The following is an 18,755-nucleotide window of genomic DNA, read 5'->3' as shown; positions in this document are numbered from 1 at the left end:
ATAGTTTTCATAAATGGCGTTTTTCGCTGGTCAAATTCCGCTTTCTATGGTCACTTGTCAACTTATCAAGAAAATAATTTGCAGGGATCCGCGTATGTCCATCAAGCGATATGGCACTGTTCAAACCGGCGCCGGTGGCAAGCCGCTGCCTTTCGCGCGCGCCGTGGAAGCCGATGGCTGGCTCTATGTTTCCGGCCAGGTCGCCATGGAAAACGGCGAGATCATCGAAGGCAATATCATCCCGCAGACGCACAAGACGATCGCCAATCTGATCGCCATCCTTCATGAAGCCGGATACGGCGTCGAGGATATCGTGCGCGTCGGCGTCTGGCTCGACGATCCCCGCGACTTCTGGACCTTCAACAAGATCTACCAGGAATATTTCGGCGAGCACCCGCCGGCGCGCGCCTGCGTCCAATCGTCCATGATGGTCGATTGCAAGGTCGAGATCGACTGCGTCGCCTATAAGAAGAAAGACTGACGGCGGCGATTACGGGGGGACCGGCTTGGATATCTTTTCTACATTGCAGGAAGACAAGAGCCGGCTCTCAGCCTCCGAGAGCCGCATCGCCGAAATCATCGTCAACGATTTCGAATTCGCGGTGAATGCCTCGATCATCGAGCTTGCCGAGCGGGCGCAGGTTTCGCCGCCGACGGTGACACGCTTCTGCCGCCGGCTCGGCTGCGAGAGCTTTTCCGATTTCAAGGTTCAGCTTGCCCGCACCGCCCATATCGGCGTGCGATACCTGAAGCCGGAATCGAAGAGCGGCGATCCGGCCGATGTCGCCCAGGACATCATCACCAAGGCGCAGAACGCCCTCTTCCTGCTGCACCGCTCGCTGGATCTCGCCGCGATCGAGGCGGCCGTCGGGCTGATCTCCAAGGCCGAGATGATCTACGCCTTCGGCTCCGGCGGCAACTCCTCGATGATCGCCGACGAGCTGCAGAACCGCCTCTTCCGCCTCGGCCTGCGCATCACCGCCAGTTCCGATCACAGCATGCAGCTCATGATGGCCGCCGCAGCGAAATCCGGCGACGTTATCATCGGCTCCTCCTTCTCCGGCCGCAATGCCGAGCTGGTGCGTGCTTTTGCACTGGCGCGTGAGGCGAAGGTGAAGACCATCGCGCTGACGCAGACCGGCAGTTCGGTCGCCAAGGCGGCCGAGGTCGTCGTGCCGATCGACCTGCCCGAGGGCACCAATATCTACCGTCCGACCTCGACGCGCATCGCCTATATCGCGACGGTCGACATTCTGGCGAGCCTCGTTGCCTACGCCATACAACCGAAGGCGACGACGACGCTGAGACGCATCAAGCAGCAGCTGGTCACCCACCGTGACGGCAGCGACGACAAGCAGCTGCTCGGAGACTGACAAACAAGAGGGAAGCGGCAATGACTCAATCGGTGGCGATCGTGACGGGAGCAGCAGGCGATATCGGCGCGGCGATCGCCGCACGGCTTGCCGACGATCATGACGTCATTCTGCTTGCCGATATCGATGCCGAGGCTGCCGCCGCGACCGCCGGAAAGCTGGGCGATGCCGGCCGCTTCACTGCCGTTCAATGCGACGTGACAAACGAGGCAAGCGTTGCGGCTCTTGCCGAGCGCGCCGCCGGAACCGGCAGCCTGCGCACCCTCGTCAACAATGCGGGTGCGGCGCGCGCCGTCAGCCTGCATGACACGACGCCCGAGATCTGGCGCGCCGACAACGCGCTCAATCTCGAAGCCGCATTCCTGACCTTCCGCGCCGTCGAGGACCAGCTGAAGGCCTCGAAGGGCTCGGTCGTCAATATCGCCTCCGTCAACGGCATGAATGTCTTCGGCCATCCCGCTTATAGCGCCGCCAAGGCTGGGCTCCTGCATTTCACACGGCTGGTCGCCGTGGAATACGGCAAGTTCGGTATCCGCTCGAATGCCGTTGCTCCCGGGACCGTAAAGACGCAGGCCTGGGAAGTCCGGGCCGCGGCCAATCCCAACGTCTTCGAGGATGCCCGCCGCTGGTATCCGCTGCAGCGCGTCGTCGACCCGAAGGATGTCGCGAATGCCGTGAGTTTCCTGGCCGGGCCGATGGCGGCTGCCATTACCGGCGTCTGCCTGCCGGTCGATTGCGGCCTGACGGCTGGCCAAGCGGAGCTTGCCCGCACCTTCTCCCAGTCCGAGCACTACTGAAAAACATAAGAGAAAATGAGAGGAACGAGATATGAAACCGGTTTACTACCGCCTTGAGAACAGCTGGAACCCCAATGGCGGGCCGAACGGCGAGTTTACCTTCACGCTTTTCAACCTGTCCGATGAGGCGCTTTCCGGTTTCAAGCTCGTCTATACCTCGCTGACCCGCGTCATCGATGCTGCCGCCTGCGGCAATGCTACCTTCCTGCGCCGCAATGCCAATTTCCACGAATTCGGCCCGCCGGCCGGCCTGAGCGTCGCGCCCGGCGAGAGCTGGACCTTCACGGTCGCCGGCCTCCATCGCAAGGCGCAGCATTGCACCGATGGCGCCAAGTCCGCCTATCTGACGCTGTCCTCCGGCAAGCATGTGCCGGTCGCCGTTTCCGATCTACTGCTCGAAGGCGCGGCCAGCGAGCCGCCGCCGGTTCTGCTGCCCGAAGGACGCCTTGACCTGCCTTTCGCGCTGCAGCCCTGGCCGGCCGAAATCGATGCCAAGCCCGGCGATGATTTCCCGGTCGTGCTCTATCCGCAGGGCGCCTCGAGCGAGGAGCTCTCAGCGATCTCGACCGTCATCTCGCTGACGCGCCGCCTTTTCGAAAGCGATCATTCCGTCTTCAATCTCGTGCCTTCGCCACAGGGCCGGGTGCTTGTCTTCAGTGCGGATGCGGCGCTCGATGCCGAAGCCTACAAGCTGACTTTCGCAGCCGATCGCGTAACGCTCGCCTATTCGGGTGCGGCCGGGCGCCAATACGGCCTGACGACGCTTGCCCAGCTTTTGAACGGTGCCCGCGTCACCAAGGGCAAGTTCCGCTTCCCGATCTCGGGCACGATCTCCGACAAGCCGCGCTATGGCTGGCGCGGTTGCCATCTCGACGTTTCCCGCCAGTTCTATCCGGTGGCCGACGTCAAGCGGCTGATCGATATCCTCGCCTGGTTCAAGCTCAACATCTTCCATTGGCACCTGACCGACGACGAGGCCTGGCGCCTGGAGATCAAGGCCTATCCGCAACTGACGACGACGGGCGTCCTGCGCGGTCCCGACGAGCCGCTGCTGCCGCAGCTCGGCAACGGCGCAGAACCGGTTGGCGGCTTCTATTCGCAGGACGATATCCGTGACATCGTTGCCCACGCCGGCGCTCTCAATGTTGAGGTCGTTCCCGAGATCGATATTCCCGGCCACAATGCCGCGACGCTGATCGCCCTGCCCGATCTGACCGATGGCCAGGAAGCGCCTGACAGCTACCACTCGGTCCAGGGCTATCCGAACAACGCGCTGAACCCCGCCGTCGCGCTCACCTACGAATTCCTCGAAAAGGTGTTCGACGAGATGGTCGAGCTCTTCCCCTCCGCCTACATCCATATCGGCGGCGACGAAGTGGCGAACGGCTCGTGGCTCGCCTCGCCGATGGCCAAGAAGCTGATGGAAGAGGAAGGCATCACCAACGGTACCTTCGGCCTGCAGTCCTATTTCCTCAAGAAGGTGAAGGCGATGCTGACGGCGCGCGGCCGCAAGCTCTCCGGCTGGAACGAAGTGTCTCATGGCGGCGGCGTCGCTTCCGAGGACACGCTGCTGATGGCCTGGGAAAATCCGCAGGTCGGCATCGAGCTCGCCAAGGAAGGCTACGATGTGGTGATGACGCCGGGCCAGGCCTATTATCTCGACATGGTGCAGGCAACGGCCTTCCAGGAACCGGGCGCAAGCTGGGCCGGCACCGTGCCTCCGGCTCATACCTATGCCTATGAAGCGGCCGGCGAATTCCCCGAGGAATTGCAGCACAAGCTGAAGGGCGTTCAGGCCTGCATCTGGTCCGAACACTTCCTGTCGCGCGGCTATTTCAACCGCCTCGTCTTCCCGCGCCTGCCGGCGATTGCCGAAGCGGCCTGGACGCCGAAGGCCTTGAAGGATTGGGATCGCTTCGCGGCCATCGTTCCGCTCAGCCCGAAACTCTGAGGAGGAAGCGATGCGGATCGCGATCGGCGGGCTCCATACCGAATGCAGCACCTATTCGCCGGTGCTGATGTCGGTCGAGGATTTCAAGGTGTTGCGCGGGGAGGAACTTCTCCGCGCACCGCAGTTCGATTTTCTCGATGGCAGCGGCGCCGACCTTTCGCCGCTGCTTCACGCCCGCGCCGTCCCCGGCGGCCCCGTCTCGCGCGTCGCCTATGAAAGCTTCAAGGCCGAGTTTATCGAACGGCTGAAGGCGGCGCTGCCGCTCGACGGGCTCTATCTTGCCATGCATGGTGCCGTGAATGTCGAAGGCATGGACGATGCAGAGGGCGACTGGATCTCGGCGGCGCGCGATATTGTCGGCGACGCCTGCATTGTCGCGGCGAGTTATGACCTGCACGGCAATGTCAGCCAGCGCATCATCGACCAGCTCGATATCTTCGCCGCCTATCGCACGGCCCCGCATATCGATGTGCGCGAGACGATGGTCCGCGCCTGGTCGATGCTTCTGGAAGCGCTCAGGACCGGAAAGCGGCCGGGCGTCGCCTGGGCGCCGGTGCCGGTTCTCTGGCCGGGCGAGCGGACTTCGACCGAGGACGAACCGGCAAGGAGCCTCTACGCCAAGCTTTCGGATTACGATGCGCAAGACGGCATTCTCGATGCCAATCTGATGATCGGCTATGTCTGGGCCGACGAGCCTCGGGCGACGGCTTGTGCCGTTGCGACCGGCACCGACAAGGACGCGGTGTTGACTGCAGTAAACCGCATTGCCCAATCCTATTGGGACGCGCGGTCCGATTTCCGCTTCGGTCCGGTGACCGGTCCACTGGACGAGATGCTCGATATTGCCGGAAAATCCGCGACAGCGCCCGTCATTCTCGCCGATTCCGCCGATAACCCGACCGGCGGCGGCGTTGGCGATCGCGCCGATGTGCTGAGCGCCGTCCTCGCTCGCGGCTTCGACGATGCCCTCTTTGCCGGCATTACCGATCGCCCGGCTGTCGAGGCCTGCTTTGCGGCGGGCAAGGGCGCGCAAATATCGCTTTCCGTCGGCGGCAATCTCGATCCGTCGAGTGCTCCGGTCCGCTTCGACGCCGAAGTCGTGACGCTCCACGATCCCGGCTCCGCTGCCGAGCGTGAAGCCGTGGTCAGAACCGGTGGTGTAACCGTCGTGCTCGCGGCGCGCCGCCGCCCCTATCACAACATCGCCGATTTCACCCAGCTTGGCCTTGATCCGAAAGCGGTGCGATTGCTCGTCGTCAAATCCGGGTATCTCTCCCCGGAACTGGCGCCGATCGCCAACCCGAACCTGATGGCCCTGACCGAGGGTGTGGTCGGCCAGGACATCGAAAATCTGGTAAGTCTGCGGCGCAGCCGTCCAGCCTTTCCCTTCGACAAGAATTTCAGCTACACGCCGCAGGCGCGCCTTTCCTCCCGCTGGCGCGACTGAAACCGATCTGCCGCGATCCGAATGCGGATGGGATCTCCCTCCCCGTCCGCCTCGGCGTGCCTCTAGCCTCGAACGACGACAATGAAACGCCTGATCCCCGACGTCTTCCGCAACCCGGCCATCCGGGTGAGCATGATTGCCATCTTCACCTTCGGCTTTGCCGGAGCCACGACCTCGCCCTACCAGTCCGTCGTCGGCATCCGTGAGCTCGGCCTGTCGAACGCGCTCTACTCGGCGCTGATCTTTGCCGCAGCCACGGTGAACGTCATCGTCAGCATCCTGCTCGGCAATCTGGCGGACCGGCTCGGCGAATACCGAACGATGATGCTGGTTGCGGCGGTCTTCGGCATTATCGGTTACGGCGCGATCTTCGTCTTTCCGACGCAGGAGATCTTCGTTCTCAGCGCCCTGCTGTTGCTTCCCGTTTATGGCTCTCTGAACTCGCTGCTCTTCGCCAATGTTCGTGCCGCGACGGGAAAGATGGAGCGTAGCGAAGTCGCGACCGTCAATTCCGGTGTCCGCGCGATGATCTCGCTCTCCTGGGTGCTGGTTCCCGGATTGACCGGCATCCTGCTCTCCGGTTCGCCGACCATGCTGCCCGCCTATCTCTTTGCCTGCATTTCCTGTCTGGTCTGTCTCGGGCTGATCGGCCTCTTCCTGCCGCGGCAAAGTGGAACCGATCGCGCTGCCACCCATCACCTCTCCTATCTCGCAGCCCTGGGCCAGGTGATCTCGCCGAAGATCTTTGGACGCGTCGTCGCCATTGCGTTGATCAGCAGCACGCTTCATGTCAACGGCGCCATCCTGCCGCTGGTGGTGACCGGTGCCGCGCATGGGACGGTTGCCGATGTCGGTATTCTCGTCGGCATCGTCGCCTTTCTCGAAGTCGTCTTCATCATCGTCTGGTCGCGCATGCTGCGGGTCATCAGCCAGCTCAAGGCACTGGCGGCCGGCGCCGTCATCTACGCCGTCTACCTGTTGCTTCTCGCCGCTGCCTACGAACCGTGGCATGTCTACGCCCTCACCCTCATCAGCGGCATCGGCGCCGCAGCCCTGATCAGCATTCCGATCACCTATCTCCAGGACCTGATCGCCGAACGCCCCGGCCTCGGCAGCGCACTGATCTCGGTCAACATCTTCCTCAGCGCCGGTTTGAGCGCCCTGCTCTTCGCTGCCGGCACCGCCGTGACCACCTATTCCGGCACCGCGCTGGTCGGCGCCTTGTCCGGCCTGATCGGCACCGGCTGGCTGCTCTATCTCGATGGAAACAGACGCAGCCTCTAGAAGCCTGAATTCATTGGACTTCTTTGGTTTTGAGCACTCTGGTTGCGTTTTCAGCCGAACGAAATGCAATTGTTTCTATTCGATTTTCTTTTCGTAACGGAACTGAAAGGTAGTTTTCTTTCCCTCAGTTCGGCGGAGGTGCATACGGTGGTGTTTGCGCGCCCCTTTCACCGGAAACCGAGTTTCGCCTCAGAGCCGCCAGCATTGGCCACGCATTGAACCGTCCCTGCTCCGCAAGCCGTGCCAGAGAACGCAGATATCCGCCGGGTGACGTCACGCTCTCGCCTTTCTGGAGAATGCAGGCAACGACGGCAGCGGCATTTTGCGGTCCCATTGCCGCTGATGCTTGCCGATAGGCGGATGGTCCGATCTGCAACATGGTGCTGACGAGCGTGGTGGCCTGAATGAGATCCTGCCAATTCCGCACTCTCGCATTCGGTCCGTAGAGGGCGATGTCGGGGCAATAATCGATGATGGTACTGAGAGACACAGAGCTGGGGATAACATTATCTGCTGTAACGGTAGCGTCATCTTCGGCATGCATGGTGTCAGCGTGGTTGACGGAGTTTACGGTGGTAAACTCAATCTCTGGGCTTTCCGGCCGCGCTTCAGAATCAAGATAAGATTCGGATTCTGTTATCTGTATGTGCCGCTCATTTTGGGAGTCATTGGCGCTCGAATTTTCCGTTTTAATCTGTATTTCCAGTCGCTTGAGGATTTCGGTCCGGAGATCTTCGAGTTCCGCCAGAACCGAGGCGATCAGATGCGCCGGAGCAACGCGCGGAAGCTTGTTCAGGATCAGGTGAAAAGCTTCCTGGACGCGCCACCAATCGCCTCCGGCTTCTTCGGTGATCGCAGCGCTAATCAGCTTGGAAATATCCCGGCGGCACAAGGTCAGCCGCTCCTTGATCAGCTGCACATGCAAACGCTCGGCAGCGACCTTTTCCGCCAGACGCTCGATCTCGGCAGCACGCGCAAGCAACGGCGCCAGCGAAAATCCGTAGGCCTCGCTGATATCGCCCTGCCGGGTCTTGCGGGCATAGCGCTTGCCGTTCGGACTATCCTTGCGGATGACGAGACCGGCAGAGACCAGTGCGGCCATATGACGGCGAACGGTCGGTTCGGCCATACCATGGCAGCGGATCGACAGTTGCGTATTGGAGGGAAAGACAACGAGATTGCGCTCGCTGCAGAGCTCGTTGTGGGGATAAAAAGATAAAAGCGCATTCAGCACAGCAAGCGCTCTGTCCGAGATATCGAGCAGAGGTTTGGCCTGGCAAAGGGCGCGATAGATTTTCCATTTGTCGACCGAGGGGCTTTCCTCGATCTTTTGTGCCTTGATCTGACTTGCGAGCAAGCCAAGCGTCATCGGCCGCCGCCCGAAAGGCGTCGTCACACGTCCGCTGTCCATTTTTCTTCGCCTTCTTCAAGGCAAAAGATATGGCTTCACCAAAAATAGGTGCCGAAGACTCTTGACTATGGGGAGTGGAAATGTGATTCTCTGGGTGTCTAGATCAGAGAGGGCTTCCACTACGGCAACGTTTTGGGGGCCTTTTCTTTTGCTATTGATCTCCGTTCTTTCCTGACAATTGATCCTTCTCGAACGCCTCGAAGAGACGATCCAGATTGTCTGCGATATAGGCGCCGAAGGCCGATGCCCTGGCTGCCTTCAGCGCGATCGTGAATTGCTTCCCGTCATTCTTGATCTTCGCCTTGACCGAGCCGTCGCGGCGCTGCCACTGCGTTACGGCAGCGGGTTCAGCATGCGTTACGGCAGTCGAAGACGGCTTGCGGCTGAGGAAGCCGGCAAGCAGATCGAAGCGGATGTCGGGTTCCGCAGCGATGAAATCATCGGTCTCGACAAAGAGCTTGGCGCGCTCCGGCGCATTCTCTTCCTCGAACTTGACCGAGAGCTCATGCCAGCGGTCACGGCCAATCGCACGAGCCGCACCGATGCCTGAGAGCACATCGACGGGAATACGGCGGGTGACCGACAGCATCTTCGAAATCGTCGTCTTGTCAGCGCTGAGCGCCGACATGATGGTCTCGCGGTCGAAACCGAGCTTGTCGAGCTTGTCGGCAAACATCGTGCGTTCGATGAAGGAGAGATCGGCGCGGGCGGAGTTTTCCTGGCCCTGGGCGATGACGTGATCGCGATCGTCGAGCTTCTTGACGACGGCGCGAACCGGTCGGCCGAGCTCTTTCGCAACGCGGGCGCGGCGATGGCCGAAGGCGATCTGATACTTGCCGTCCTTCTGCGGATGCGGACGCACGAGAATAGGGGAGTCCTGCCCACGCGTACGGATCGCTTCCAGAAGCTCCTGGAACTGCTCGTCGGTCTGCACCAGGCGGTCGGCGACGAAGGAATCCTCGATCAACGCCGTGTCGAGATCGATTACCGTTTCGCCATGCGCCAGCTTTTCTTCGATATCGCGTGCGGCATCGGCCCGGGCAGCGAGCGCATCGATGCTGCGCGTCACCGCGCCGAGCGCGCCAATACCCTTGAAGGTGATCTGCTTCTCGGCAGCCGAGTCAGGCTCGTTGTTTACGGCGGTAAACTTCTTGGAATCGTCCATCAGGCCCGAGAGGATGTTCTTACGTGCCATTTATCTCCCTCCGGCCCATCGATCTGTCTGCTGTGGTCAATTGCGCCCGGGTCATTTGCGACCCCAGGCTTTGTGGATCAGATCGGCAATCTCGCCATTGACGGCGTCCATGGCCTCCATCGCGCGGTCATAGGTGGCGCGGGTAAAGGCGCTGCGCTCGACTTCGTAAAGCGTCTGGTTGGTCATCGCCGCATCCGAGATTGCCACGCTGCGCAGCATCGGATTGGTGAGAACGTGGTTGCGGAACATCGAGCGCATGAAGGCGACCATCTGTGTCTGCGGCCCGTCCTGCGGATCGTAGCGGGTCACGAGATAGCGAAGCCAGTCGAGGTTCATGTTGCCGCCGGCGCCCTTCAGCGTGTTCAGCACTTCGCCGAGCATCTGCAGGAACTGGCACATCGACATGACGTCGAGCATCTGCGGGTGAACCGTGATGAGAACCGCGGTCGCGCCGCAGATGGCGCTCATCGTCAGGAAGCCAAGCTGCGGCGGGCAGTCGATAACCACGACATCATAGTCATCGGCAACGGAGGACAGCGCCTCGTCGAGACGGGCAAAGAAGATGCGGCCGTAATCGCTGGTCTTGCCCTGCGCTAGAACGCGCGGCGTATCATGCTCGAATTCCATGAGCTCGAGATTGCCGGGCACCAGATCAAGGTTCGGAAAATTGGTTTTGCGGATGATTTCCTTCAGCGGCCGCCGCTCGTCGTCATAACGGATCGCCGCATAGAGCGTCTCGTTCTCGTTGACGTCGAACTCCGGCTGGAAGCCGTGGATCGCCGAAAGCGAAGCCTGCGGGTCGAGATCGACGGCGAGCACGCGGTGGCCGGTGAGCGCCAGATGCTGCGCCAGATGCGCGGCACTGGTGGTCTTGCCGCTGCCGCCCTTGAAGTTGACGACGGCCACGACCTGCAGATGCTCGCTGCCCTTGCGGTGCGGCACGTAGCGCGTGCCGCCGCGGGCGTTCTGATCCAGGAACTGGCGCATTTCGTCCATCTGCTCGGCCGTATAGGAACGGCGGCCCGATGACGTGACCTGGGGGAGGGGGCCTTTGCCCTCCAGCGACAGATTTCTCAAATAGCCGCTGGTGACGCCCAGAAAGCGCGCGGCTTCGGCGAGCTGAAACTCGCGCAGATCCTTCATGGCTCGCGGCGGGAACATTTCCAGACGATGCTGCTTCAGCTTGTCTGACAGTTCCTGAGCCTGAGCGATGATCAGCTGATCGACGTCAGAAATTGCCTTATCAATTGTCGTTGCCATATTCATGGAAATCTCGAAAATGCGATTTAAACGCCTTACGGGCTTTGAAAGCGCATTTAGCTCCGATTCTCATTTTCTTGCAAGGCAATTAGGGTTAACAGGGGCTTAACCCGCTTTCTTCGAGGCCTTTTTCACCGTGAAAATCGTCGTCGGCTAAGAATCGGCAGCGATTCAGTGGTGAATCCAGAGGCAGTATGGGCAGCGGAAGAAATGTGGGTCTTCATTTCCGTTGGAGAATGAAGATTAACCATATCAGCGCATTAGCATCTGGCCGTTTTGGGTCCCGAAAGCTGCGAATCGAATCACATCCGCCAGCTGATGCCTCATTCTACACCGGATTTGTGCTGTTTGAGCAATGCGAAACACCCGCCAGCCACAGCTTTGCGAGGCCGCGGGTTCCGTTCGAACACGATCGGCCGCGCGCCGCGCACAAAGCCGTGGCACAAGAATGCAGCTCACCTTCCCGGAATCGCAACCTTCGCCTCGATCGCCCGGAAGATGCGACCGAAGACGGCGCCCATCAGCAGGTAGCAGGTGCCGGCGATCAGGAAGGTTTCGAAGGGGGCGTAGGTCTTGGCGACGAAGACGCGGGCGGCGCCGGTCATTTCCATGACGGTGACGGCGCTGGCGAGCGTCGATCCTTTCATCACCAGGATGAGTTCGTTGCCGAGTGCAGGAAGGATGGCGCGGTAGGCCTGCGGCAGGATCACCTTGATCAGCAGTATCCGGTGATGGAGGCCGAGCGCCTTGCCCGCTTCCCATTGGCCCGCCGGTAGCTGGCGGATCGCGCCGGCAATCAACTCGCCGGCGTAGGCGGCCGAGTTCAGGCCGATCGCCAGGATGGCGCAATAGACGGGATTGCGCAGCAGCGGCCAGAAGATGCTGTGGCGCACGGCATCGATTTGCCCGAGGCCGTAATAGATGATGAAGAGCTGGACAAGTAGCGGGCTGCCGCGCACCAGGAACGTATAGGTCGAGAGCGGCGCGCGGATCGCCTTCCGGTCCGAGGTCAGCGCCAGCGCGATCGGCAGGGCGAGCAGCTGGCCGAGCGCGAAGCTCGCGATGGTGATCAGGATCGTCAGAAGGATGCCGTTCTTGACGGCCATGAAGGCGGGCAGGAAGAGATCGAAGGACAGCATGGCTTACCTCATATGCGGCGTCAGCCGCGTCTCGTAGGCCTTGAGCAGCAAGGTCGAGATGCCGGTCACGATGACGTAGAAGCCGGCGGCTGCGAGATAGAAGGCGAGCGGCTGGTGGGTCGCTCCTGCTGCCACCACCGATTTGCGCATCAGCTCCTCGAGGCCGATTACCGAAACGAGGGCGCTTTCCTTGAGGATGACCAGCCACTGGTTGGTGAGCCCGGGCAACGCCTTCACCATCATCTGCGGCAGGACGACAAGCAGAAAGGCGCGTGGGCGGCGGAAGCCGAGCGAGAGCGCCGCCTCCCACTGTCCCTGCGCGACGCTGAGAAGCGCACCGCGCAGGATCTCGGTGAGATAGGCGGCGGAGACGACCGAGAGCGAGGCGATGCCGGCGGTCAGCGCGTCGACCTCGACATAGCGGCCGGCAAGCTTCGTCAGCAGCACGGTGCCGCCGTAGAAGATCAGGAAGATAACCAGCAGTTCCGGGAGGCCACGGATCAGTCCGACATAGCCCATGATGATCCGCCGGGTCAGGGAATTGCCATAGACGGCAGCGGGCGCCAGCACGGCAGCGATGACGAAACCGACGACGAAGCTGCCGAAGGCGACGATCAGCGTCGTCGTCAGCCCCTGCAGCAGTTGTCCCTGATATTGGTAGAGCGCCTCAAACATGCGGTTCTGCCTCCGGCGCCGATCCGAAGCGGCCGGCGAGTGCGGCAAAGAATTCCGCAGAGAAGCCGATCATGTTTTCGAAATGCGAGACGAGGATGTTTTCGTCGGGCGAATGCAGCATGGCGCCATGATGCGTCAGACCGGCGCCGAAGAGTGTGGCGCCGAATTTGTGGATGAAGGGATGGGCAAGGCCGGATGCGGCCGAACTTGGCTGGATGATCGCCGGGCGGCCGAACCATTTCCCCAGCAGCTCGGCGCCGAGATCGACAGCCGCATGCGACGGATCACTTCTGACCCCCAGCACTTCGGCATCGAGAACCTTCAGCGCGATATCGTCAAATCCCCGGGCGTCGAGATGGCGGCGCAGCAGCTCGGCGATCTCCACCGGGTTCTGGCCGGGCGCCAGGCGGAAGTCGAGTTTCGCCATGCCGGTGCAGGGCAGCACGGTCTTGGCGCCTTCGCCATCATAGCCGCCGTGGAAGCCGTTGACGTTGAGGCAGGGCTCGAAATTCAGATGTTCATAGAAGGTCGCGGCATCGACGCCTTCGAGCAGCCGGCGTCCGCCGGTCTCCTCCTGCAGGCTTTCGAGCGGGAAGGGGGGCTTTGCCGCAAGCTCGCGGCTGCGCGGATCGGGCGCGATGACGCTGTCGTAGAAGCCATCGATCAGGATACGCCCGGAGGCATCGCGCAGCGACGAGATTGCCGTGGCCAGACGCCAGAGCGGGTTGTCAAAGATAGCGCCGAGGCTGGAATGAAGATCGGCGCGGGCCGTGCGGCATTCGAGCTCGACGGCGAGGATGCCCTTGAAGCCCATCAGGATGATCGGGCGGCCGGATTTGTCGACCTCGCCATATTCCCACCAGCAGAGATCGGCCTTGGTGTCGGGGAAGCGCTTGTCGAGGAAGCGGTTGAGCGACGGGCTGCCGATCTCCTCTTCGCCCTCGGCGATCCAGATCAGCTTGAAAGGCAGGGGGCCGGGATGGGTCCTACGGAATTCGCGCCAGCCGGCGAGGCGGCTGACGAATTCGCCCTTGTCGTCTGCCGAACCGCGGCCATAGAGGCGGCCGTCGCGTTCGGAGAGCGTGAAGGGCGGCGCGGTCCAGAGATCGACCGGATCTTCCGGCTGCACGTCATAGTGATTGTAGATCACCAGCGTGAAGGGGCCGTCGCCGGTTTCGCCGACCACGAAGGGGCCGACATCGCCGGAATGTTGTTCGGTGGCAAAACCCGCTTCGGCCAGCAGCCGTTCGATGCTGTCGGCGCAGGCTTCCATGCCTTCGCCATGGGCGCTGACGGACGGGATCGCGACGAGATCGGACAGGTCTTTGACGGCGGCGGCAAGAATGTCGGCGGGAATGCGCATAGTGTCTCCTGAAAACGGGAGGCGGGAACACCGCCTCCCGCCTGCCATCACTTCTTGGAGATGTCGTAGCCGAACCACTTTTCGGCGATGGTCTTGACCGTGCCGTCCTTCAGCATCGCATCGACAGCGCCATCGACCTTGGTCTTCAGCTCGGTCTTGCCCTTGCCCATGGCAACGCCCTGGCCCTTGCCGAATTCCGGGAAGTCGGCGCTGGTCAGCAGCGGGCCGGCATAGGCGAGCTTGTCGGCGCCGCGGTCCTTGATGAGCGGCTCCCAGGCGGAGCGTTCCATCAGGCCGGCGTCGATGCGGCCGGCAACGAGGTCGTCGGCGATCTGGTCGGGACGGTCGTAGACGCGCACGTCGGCATCCGGGAAGTGCGCGCGGATGACCTGCTCGTGGGTCGAGCCGGACTGTACGCCGATCGCGGCCTTGCCGAGCGCCTTGGCGAGATCGGCAGCGGACTTGGCAGAAGCGGCATCGCTGCCCGGAGCGGTGACGATGGCGTTCGGCGCATCGGCATAGGCAACCGAGAAGTCAACCTTCTGCGAGCGCTCGTCATTGATCGAAACGCCGGAGATGACGAGGTCGAACTTGCCGACCTGCAGCCCCGGCAGCAGGCCGTCATAGGCCTGGTTCTGCCAGTTGCAGGTTGCCGCGATGCGCTTGCAGATCTCGTCGCCGACATCCTTGTCGAAGCCGATGATGTTGCCGCCGGCATCGACGGATTCCCACGGCGGGTAGTCGGCGCTGGTGCCGATCCGCAGTTCGTCGGCCGAGGCGGCGCCGGCGAGCATCGAGAGAGCGAGTACGGTCAAAAGTCGTTTCATGAAATTCCCCTTTTGTTTGGAAACGGACTCAATCCGCCGCCCGGGACGGGCGGCAGGAATTCTTGGGATGGGTGGAGATCAGGCGGCCGAAGCGGCGGCTTCCTTCAGGAATTGCGAGATACGCTTCAGGCCTTCCTTCAGCACGTCTTCGCCATTGGTGTAGCCGATGCGCAGGTAGCCCTCCATGTCCATGGCGCTGCCCGGCGTCAGCATCACGCCCTTCTGGTCGAGCAGGCGCAGGCAGAATTCTTCGGAGGTGATCGGCAGGTCGTATTTCAGAAGCGCGGTCGTGCCGGATTTCGGCTTGATCCAGGAAATCAGCGGTTCGGCATCGACCCAGTCGGAGAGGATTGCCAGCGCCGAGCGGGTGATCTCGTGGCTGCGCTTTAGGATCTTGTCCTTGTTCTCCAGCGCGATCGCCGCGAAATGGTCGTCGAGACGGCCGACGCTGATCGTATTGTAGTCGCGATGGACGGAGACCGCGTGGATCAGCTCTTCCGGCGCGACGATCCAGCCGAGGCGCAGGCCCGCCAGCGAATAGGTCTTCGACATGCTGCCGGTGCTGATGCCCTTTTCGTAGAGATCGGCGATCGAGGCAGTCATCCCGTCTTCGCCTTGCTGATCCGTGCCGCGATAGACTTCGTCGCAGAGGATCCAGGCGCCGCATGCACGGGCGATCTCGACGATTTTTTCGAGATAGGCGCGGTCCATTAGCGAACCGGTAGGATTGTTCGGGTTGTTGATGGCGATAAGCTTGGTGCCGGGCGTCGCCAGTTTCTTCAGCTCTTCGAGATCGGGCAGGAAGCCGGTCTTTTCGGTGAGCTTCAGGATCTGGATATCGGCACCGATGCTTTCGGGGATCGAGTAGTGCTGCTGATAGGTCGGCAGCACGGAGATGACGCGGTCACCACGCTCGACGAGCGTCAGGTGAACGAGCGCATTGGCGCCGATCGCGCCATGCGTGATGACGGTGTTTTCGAGCTTCTGGTTTTCATAGAGACCGGCCACCAGATTGCGCAGGCGAACGCTGCCTTCGATCTCGCCATAGGTCAGCTTGAGCGGCAGCAGTTCGGCGGCGATATCGGTCTTGCCCGCCATGTCGAGCAGTTCGGCGACGGTCAGGGATTCGACGCAGGTCTCGGCCAGATTGAGCTCGCACGTCGTCTCGTACTTGTTCATCCAGATTTCGACGCCGAAATTGCGGATCTTCATGTCATTCTCCTCGGTATTACGATTATTGGCCGCGTGCCGCGGCGAGCAGGGCGACGGCAGCGGCGACATCCTCGAGGCCAAGGCCGATCGAGCGGAAGAAGGCCGGGCGTTCGCGGCTCGGGGCCTTTGCCCGTCCGGCGAGCAGTTCCGGCAGGTCGCCGCAAAGCGCATCCGGGCTCCAGGAGCCGGAAGCGGCGGCAAGCTTCATTTCACCGGCCGAAGCAGGCGTCGTGGCGCGGTAGTCGCAATAGACGTCGAAGCCGGAAAGCGCTGCCGGATCGACTTCATGGGCGTTGGCCACATTGGTGCTGATCGAGGTGACGACGGCGGCCTTCGAGAGCGCGGCCGTATCGATGACCGGCTTGCCCGATGAGGTGCAGAGCAGAACGACATCGGCGCCGCGCACTGCCTGGTTGACGTCGGTAAACTTGGTGATGGTGCAGCCGCCAGCGCTCTTCTCGGGAATGCCGGTGCGGCCGGCGATATTCGGCGAGGCGATGCGGATCTCTTTCCACGGCCGGATCGCCTCGGCATAGCGCAGGTGCGCCAGCGCGACCGGGCCGGAGCCGACGATGGTCAGTACCGAGGCACCGGCATCGGCCAAGGCATCGGCGGCGATAACGGAGGTCGCGGCGGTGCGCTCGGTCGTCAGCTTCTTGGAGTCGCAGAGGAGAATCGGCACGCCGGTTTCCATCGACATCAGCAGCGTCCAGGCCGTGACCAGCGCCTTGCCGTCGCCGGGGATGTAGGGAGAAAGCTTGGCGCCGAAGACCTTTTCGCCAGCGAGAACGCCGAGATAGGTGATGAAGTCGCCGGCATCGCGCGGGAAGAGGCTGAGCGTCTGTGGCGGCTGTACGGCATCGCCGTCGGCCAGCGCCCGGAACATGCGCTCCAGCACCGAGCGGACATCGACTTTCGGAAGAAGCGCCGTGATATCGGCTTCGTGGAGAACGATCGGTTGCGTCATGCTTTCCTCGCCTTTACATGCGGAACAGCCGATGGAACGCAGCTATCCGTTCGCGCGGCCGGATAGGACGCACGGCGAGATCGCGATTGATCTGACTGCCCAATGTGATTAGAGGAAGCCTATGAGCAATATATTGCACAGTCAAGGCGGGGGCGATGTCTTGTCGCATGTTTCTGGGAATCTTCGCAGACTAAGGCAGGCCTCGGGTCTGAGCCAGGTAGCGCTGGCGGAAGCTTCGGGCATCAGCAGGCGGATGATCGTCGCTGTCGAGGCGGGCGATGCCAATATCAGCCTCTCCAGTCTCGACAAGCTGGCGGCAGCCATGGGGGTCGGCTTCGTCGATCTCGTTCGCGATCCGAACCGCACGTCCTCATCCGATATCAACGAAGTGACTTGGCGCGGGCGCGGCCCAGCAAGCTCCGGCGTGCTGCTTGGCACGGCACCCGCCGCGCATGAGACGCAGATGTGGCACTGGTCGCTCGAAGCCGGCGAACGCTATGATGCCGAGCCTGATCCGCAGGGCTGGCACGAAATGATCTTCATCATCGAGGGCGTGCTGACGCTGTCGCTCAGCGGCACCGAGACCGATTATCCGGCCGGGACATTTGCGATCTACAGCTCGGCGCAAATCTATTCCTATCTCAACAACGGCAGAGAGACCGTTCGCTTCATCAGGAATGTCGTCTCTTAAATGCAGCCGGACCATCTGCTGTAACGTTTAATCAGATAGAGCGAAGAAATCCGAGAGATCGTCTCACTCCGGCTTTCCGGAGTGAGAGAATGTCTCGTTCAGTGGCGCACTGCGAAAGCTGCCTCGATACGCTGACCTTCTTCGGCGATAGCGGGCGCCGCGCTGTTCTGCAGGTCCTGAAGCAGGGAATTGAGCGCCAGGTCGAGGCAATGCGCCGGGAATTCGGCACTCAGCTCCTTGGCATTTTCGCGTGCGAAAGCAATCAGTCTTGCCAGCGACGCCAGCTCCTTCAGCTGCTCTTCGCTCTTCGCATGGGTGACGTCGATGACCGCATCTTCCATTGTCAAACCTCGTCAGATCGCCGCCTTGGGACGTGGCGGCAATGTGACGTTAGGGGAAGTTCTCGCGCGGCGCGCGTGACACAAGCGTGACACACCTGCAGGCATCAGAAAACACTTGCAGATTCAACTTCAAATTCCGCAATCGGCGTGACATCGCCGCTACAGAACATGACAAAGGCGCGAACCTTTCGGCCGCGCCTTCGAAACGTTGATACTGACGGCTGCTTAGCCGTTCAGCGGCTGGCTGGTTTCCGAAGCGGAAGCGCCGACCGCGGTGTCGCGATGGCCTTCGGCCTGCGCCATGGCCTTGACCAGCGAGACGATCTTTTCGCGGATCTGCGGGTCGTTGATCTTCAGGAAGGCGCGGTTGAGCGCGAGGCCTTCCTTGGAGCGCAGGAATTCCGAGACCGGATCGGCCTTCTGGGGCATTTCCAGGCCTTCGAGCGTCAGCGGCTGAGAGTCTTCCTGCTGGAAGAAATAGCTCGGCGGCGCCGAAAGCACTTCGGCGATCTTCTGCAGGCGGCTGGCGCCGATGCGGTTCATGCCCTTCTCATACTTCTGGACCTGCTGGAACGTCACGCCGATCTGATCGGCCAACCTTTCCTGGCTGAGGCCGAGAAGGAGCCGGCGCATTCTTACTCGGGAGCCGACATAGACGTCGATTGCATTCGGGGCCTTGGCGTTCATTTGTTTTTTCCGTTTACCGCGAGGTTCGATGGGCGTCCTTGCGGGAGACCGATCACTTGGGGGGCCAATAGATAGTGTATGAGCTAAGTGAAAAATTCAATCACTACTTCTGGGGATGGACCATTCGCCGCTGCG

General features: G+C 61.6%; 18 protein-coding genes. 7 read left to right on the top strand and 11 right to left on the bottom strand.

Annotated features, from left to right (window positions below; genetic code table 11):
- Positions 1–94 precede the first annotated feature (94 nt).
- From ACQZ5H_RS09225 to ACQZ5H_RS09200, 6 genes are all read left to right on the top strand, one after another.
- Positions 95–481 (top strand): RidA family protein, encoded by a 387-nt coding sequence (locus ACQZ5H_RS09225; RefSeq protein ID WP_130280459.1) that lies wholly within the window; start codon positions 95–97, stop codon positions 479–481.
- Positions 482–506: 25 nt separating this feature from the next.
- Positions 507–1,373, top strand: coding sequence for a MurR/RpiR family transcriptional regulator (locus ACQZ5H_RS09220; protein ID WP_449097438.1), 867 nt, complete (start codon positions 507–509; stop codon positions 1,371–1,373).
- A 20-nt stretch (positions 1,374–1,393) separates the two neighbouring features.
- A complete protein-coding gene (locus tag ACQZ5H_RS09215; RefSeq protein WP_449097437.1) occupies positions 1,394–2,170 on the top strand; it encodes an SDR family oxidoreductase in 777 nt (258 codons plus the stop codon).
- Between the two features lie 31 nt (positions 2,171–2,201).
- Complete coding sequence (locus ACQZ5H_RS09210) at positions 2,202–4,121, top strand: beta-N-acetylhexosaminidase (protein ID WP_449097436.1); 1,920 nt, start codon at positions 2,202–2,204, stop codon at positions 4,119–4,121.
- Positions 4,122–4,131: 10 nt separating this feature from the next.
- Positions 4,132–5,568 carry a M81 family metallopeptidase gene (locus ACQZ5H_RS09205; RefSeq protein ID WP_449097435.1) on the top strand — a complete coding sequence of 479 codons (1,437 nt, stop codon included), beginning with the start codon at positions 4,132–4,134 and terminating at the stop codon, positions 5,566–5,568.
- A gap of 81 nt (positions 5,569–5,649) precedes the next feature.
- Positions 5,650–6,852: an MFS transporter gene (locus ACQZ5H_RS09200; protein WP_449097434.1), complete on the top strand. Its 1,203-nt coding sequence runs from the start codon at positions 5,650–5,652 to the stop codon at positions 6,850–6,852.
- 124 nt (positions 6,853–6,976) lie between these two features.
- On the opposite strand, the gene repC is transcribed toward ACQZ5H_RS09200, so the two are convergent.
- The 9 genes from repC to ACQZ5H_RS09155 form a co-directional block, all read right to left on the bottom strand.
- The gene (repC, locus tag ACQZ5H_RS09195) at positions 6,977–8,263 is read right to left on the bottom strand and encodes a plasmid replication protein RepC (RefSeq protein ID WP_449097433.1); all 1,287 of its coding nucleotides are present in this window, start codon (positions 8,261–8,263) and stop codon (positions 6,977–6,979) included.
- Between the two features lie 151 nt (positions 8,264–8,414).
- Positions 8,415–9,458: a plasmid partitioning protein RepB gene (gene repB, locus ACQZ5H_RS09190; protein WP_449097432.1), complete on the bottom strand. Its 1,044-nt coding sequence runs from the start codon at positions 9,456–9,458 to the stop codon at positions 8,415–8,417.
- Between the two features lie 51 nt (positions 9,459–9,509).
- Entirely contained in the window at positions 9,510–10,724 is a 1,215-nt protein-coding gene (repA, locus tag ACQZ5H_RS09185) for a plasmid partitioning protein RepA (protein WP_112714731.1), read from the bottom strand.
- A gap of 449 nt (positions 10,725–11,173) precedes the next feature.
- Positions 11,174–11,857 carry an ABC transporter permease gene (locus ACQZ5H_RS09180; RefSeq protein ID WP_449097431.1) on the bottom strand — a complete coding sequence of 228 codons (684 nt, stop codon included), beginning with the start codon at positions 11,855–11,857 and terminating at the stop codon, positions 11,174–11,176.
- Positions 11,858–11,860: 3 nt separating this feature from the next.
- Entirely contained in the window at positions 11,861–12,532 is a 672-nt protein-coding gene (locus ACQZ5H_RS09175) for an ABC transporter permease (protein WP_199625672.1), read from the bottom strand.
- Positions 12,525–13,895, bottom strand: coding sequence for a M20/M25/M40 family metallo-hydrolase (locus tag ACQZ5H_RS09170; protein WP_449097430.1), 1,371 nt, complete (start codon positions 13,893–13,895; stop codon positions 12,525–12,527). The genes ACQZ5H_RS09175 and ACQZ5H_RS09170 overlap by 8 nt, the downstream gene beginning before the upstream one ends.
- A 47-nt stretch (positions 13,896–13,942) precedes the next feature.
- Positions 13,943–14,722, bottom strand: a complete 780-nt coding sequence (locus ACQZ5H_RS09165) for a transporter substrate-binding domain-containing protein (RefSeq protein ID WP_112714739.1) — start codon at positions 14,720–14,722, stop codon at positions 13,943–13,945.
- 78 nt (positions 14,723–14,800) lie between these two features.
- On the bottom strand, positions 14,801–15,934 hold the full coding sequence (locus ACQZ5H_RS09160) for an aminotransferase (RefSeq protein ID WP_112714741.1): 1,134 nt from the start codon (positions 15,932–15,934) through the stop codon (positions 14,801–14,803).
- 22 nt (positions 15,935–15,956) lie between these two features.
- The gene (locus tag ACQZ5H_RS09155; protein ID WP_449097429.1) at positions 15,957–16,901 is read right to left on the bottom strand and encodes an ornithine cyclodeaminase family protein; all 945 of its coding nucleotides are present in this window, start codon (positions 16,899–16,901) and stop codon (positions 15,957–15,959) included.
- A 160-nt stretch (positions 16,902–17,061) separates the two neighbouring features.
- Here ACQZ5H_RS09155 and ACQZ5H_RS09150 point away from each other — a divergent pair, with 160 nt between their 5' ends.
- Positions 17,062–17,592 carry a helix-turn-helix domain-containing protein gene (locus ACQZ5H_RS09150; RefSeq protein WP_413712068.1) on the top strand — a complete coding sequence of 177 codons (531 nt, stop codon included), beginning with the start codon at positions 17,062–17,064 and terminating at the stop codon, positions 17,590–17,592.
- Positions 17,593–17,690: 98 nt separating this feature from the next.
- Here ACQZ5H_RS09150 and ACQZ5H_RS09145 read toward each other — a convergent pair whose 3' ends face one another.
- Together ACQZ5H_RS09145 and ACQZ5H_RS09140 are read right to left on the bottom strand one after the other, a co-directional pair.
- Positions 17,691–17,933 carry a hypothetical protein gene (locus tag ACQZ5H_RS09145; protein ID WP_112714747.1) on the bottom strand — a complete coding sequence of 81 codons (243 nt, stop codon included), beginning with the start codon at positions 17,931–17,933 and terminating at the stop codon, positions 17,691–17,693.
- Between the two features lie 225 nt (positions 17,934–18,158).
- Positions 18,159–18,620 (bottom strand): helix-turn-helix domain-containing protein, encoded by a 462-nt coding sequence (locus ACQZ5H_RS09140; protein ID WP_112714749.1) that lies wholly within the window; start codon positions 18,618–18,620, stop codon positions 18,159–18,161.
- Between the last annotated feature and the right edge of the window lie 135 nt (positions 18,621–18,755).

The organism is Rhizobium sp. 21-4511-3d (assembly GCF_053522545.1).
Note: the sequence above shows the minus strand (reverse complement) of the source record. Positions and strands in the feature narration are given on the sequence as shown.

Excerpts from the sequence above, each read along its gene's own strand:
- ACQZ5H_RS09225 (WP_130280459.1), top strand. The coding sequence starts at position 95 with ATGTCCATCAAGCGATATGGCACTGTTCAAACCGGCGCCGGTGGCAAG.
- ACQZ5H_RS09215 (WP_449097437.1), top strand. The coding sequence starts at position 1,394 with ATGACTCAATCGGTGGCGATCGTGACGGGAGCAGCAGGCGATATCGGC.
- ACQZ5H_RS09210 (WP_449097436.1), top strand. The coding sequence starts at position 2,202 with ATGAAACCGGTTTACTACCGCCTTGAGAACAGCTGGAACCCCAATGGC.
- ACQZ5H_RS09205 (WP_449097435.1), top strand. The coding sequence starts at position 4,132 with ATGCGGATCGCGATCGGCGGGCTCCATACCGAATGCAGCACCTATTCG.
- ACQZ5H_RS09200 (WP_449097434.1), top strand. The coding sequence starts at position 5,650 with ATGAAACGCCTGATCCCCGACGTCTTCCGCAACCCGGCCATCCGGGTG.
- repC (WP_449097433.1), bottom strand. The coding sequence starts at position 8,263 with ATGGACAGCGGACGTGTGACGACGCCTTTCGGGCGGCGGCCGATGACG.
- repB (WP_449097432.1), bottom strand. The coding sequence starts at position 9,458 with ATGGCACGTAAGAACATCCTCTCGGGCCTGATGGACGATTCCAAGAAG.
- repA (WP_112714731.1), bottom strand. The coding sequence starts at position 10,724 with ATGAATATGGCAACGACAATTGATAAGGCAATTTCTGACGTCGATCAG.
- ACQZ5H_RS09180 (WP_449097431.1), bottom strand. The coding sequence starts at position 11,857 with ATGCTGTCCTTCGATCTCTTCCTGCCCGCCTTCATGGCCGTCAAGAAC.
- ACQZ5H_RS09175 (WP_199625672.1), bottom strand. The coding sequence starts at position 12,532 with ATGTTTGAGGCGCTCTACCAATATCAGGGACAACTGCTGCAGGGGCTG.
- ACQZ5H_RS09170 (WP_449097430.1), bottom strand. The coding sequence starts at position 13,895 with ATGCGCATTCCCGCCGACATTCTTGCCGCCGCCGTCAAAGACCTGTCC.
- ACQZ5H_RS09165 (WP_112714739.1), bottom strand. The coding sequence starts at position 14,722 with ATGAAACGACTTTTGACCGTACTCGCTCTCTCGATGCTCGCCGGCGCC.
- ACQZ5H_RS09160 (WP_112714741.1), bottom strand. The coding sequence starts at position 15,934 with ATGAAGATCCGCAATTTCGGCGTCGAAATCTGGATGAACAAGTACGAG.
- ACQZ5H_RS09155 (WP_449097429.1), bottom strand. The coding sequence starts at position 16,901 with ATGACGCAACCGATCGTTCTCCACGAAGCCGATATCACGGCGCTTCTT.
- ACQZ5H_RS09145 (WP_112714747.1), bottom strand. The coding sequence starts at position 17,933 with ATGGAAGATGCGGTCATCGACGTCACCCATGCGAAGAGCGAAGAGCAG.
- ACQZ5H_RS09140 (WP_112714749.1), bottom strand. The coding sequence starts at position 18,620 with ATGAACGCCAAGGCCCCGAATGCAATCGACGTCTATGTCGGCTCCCGA.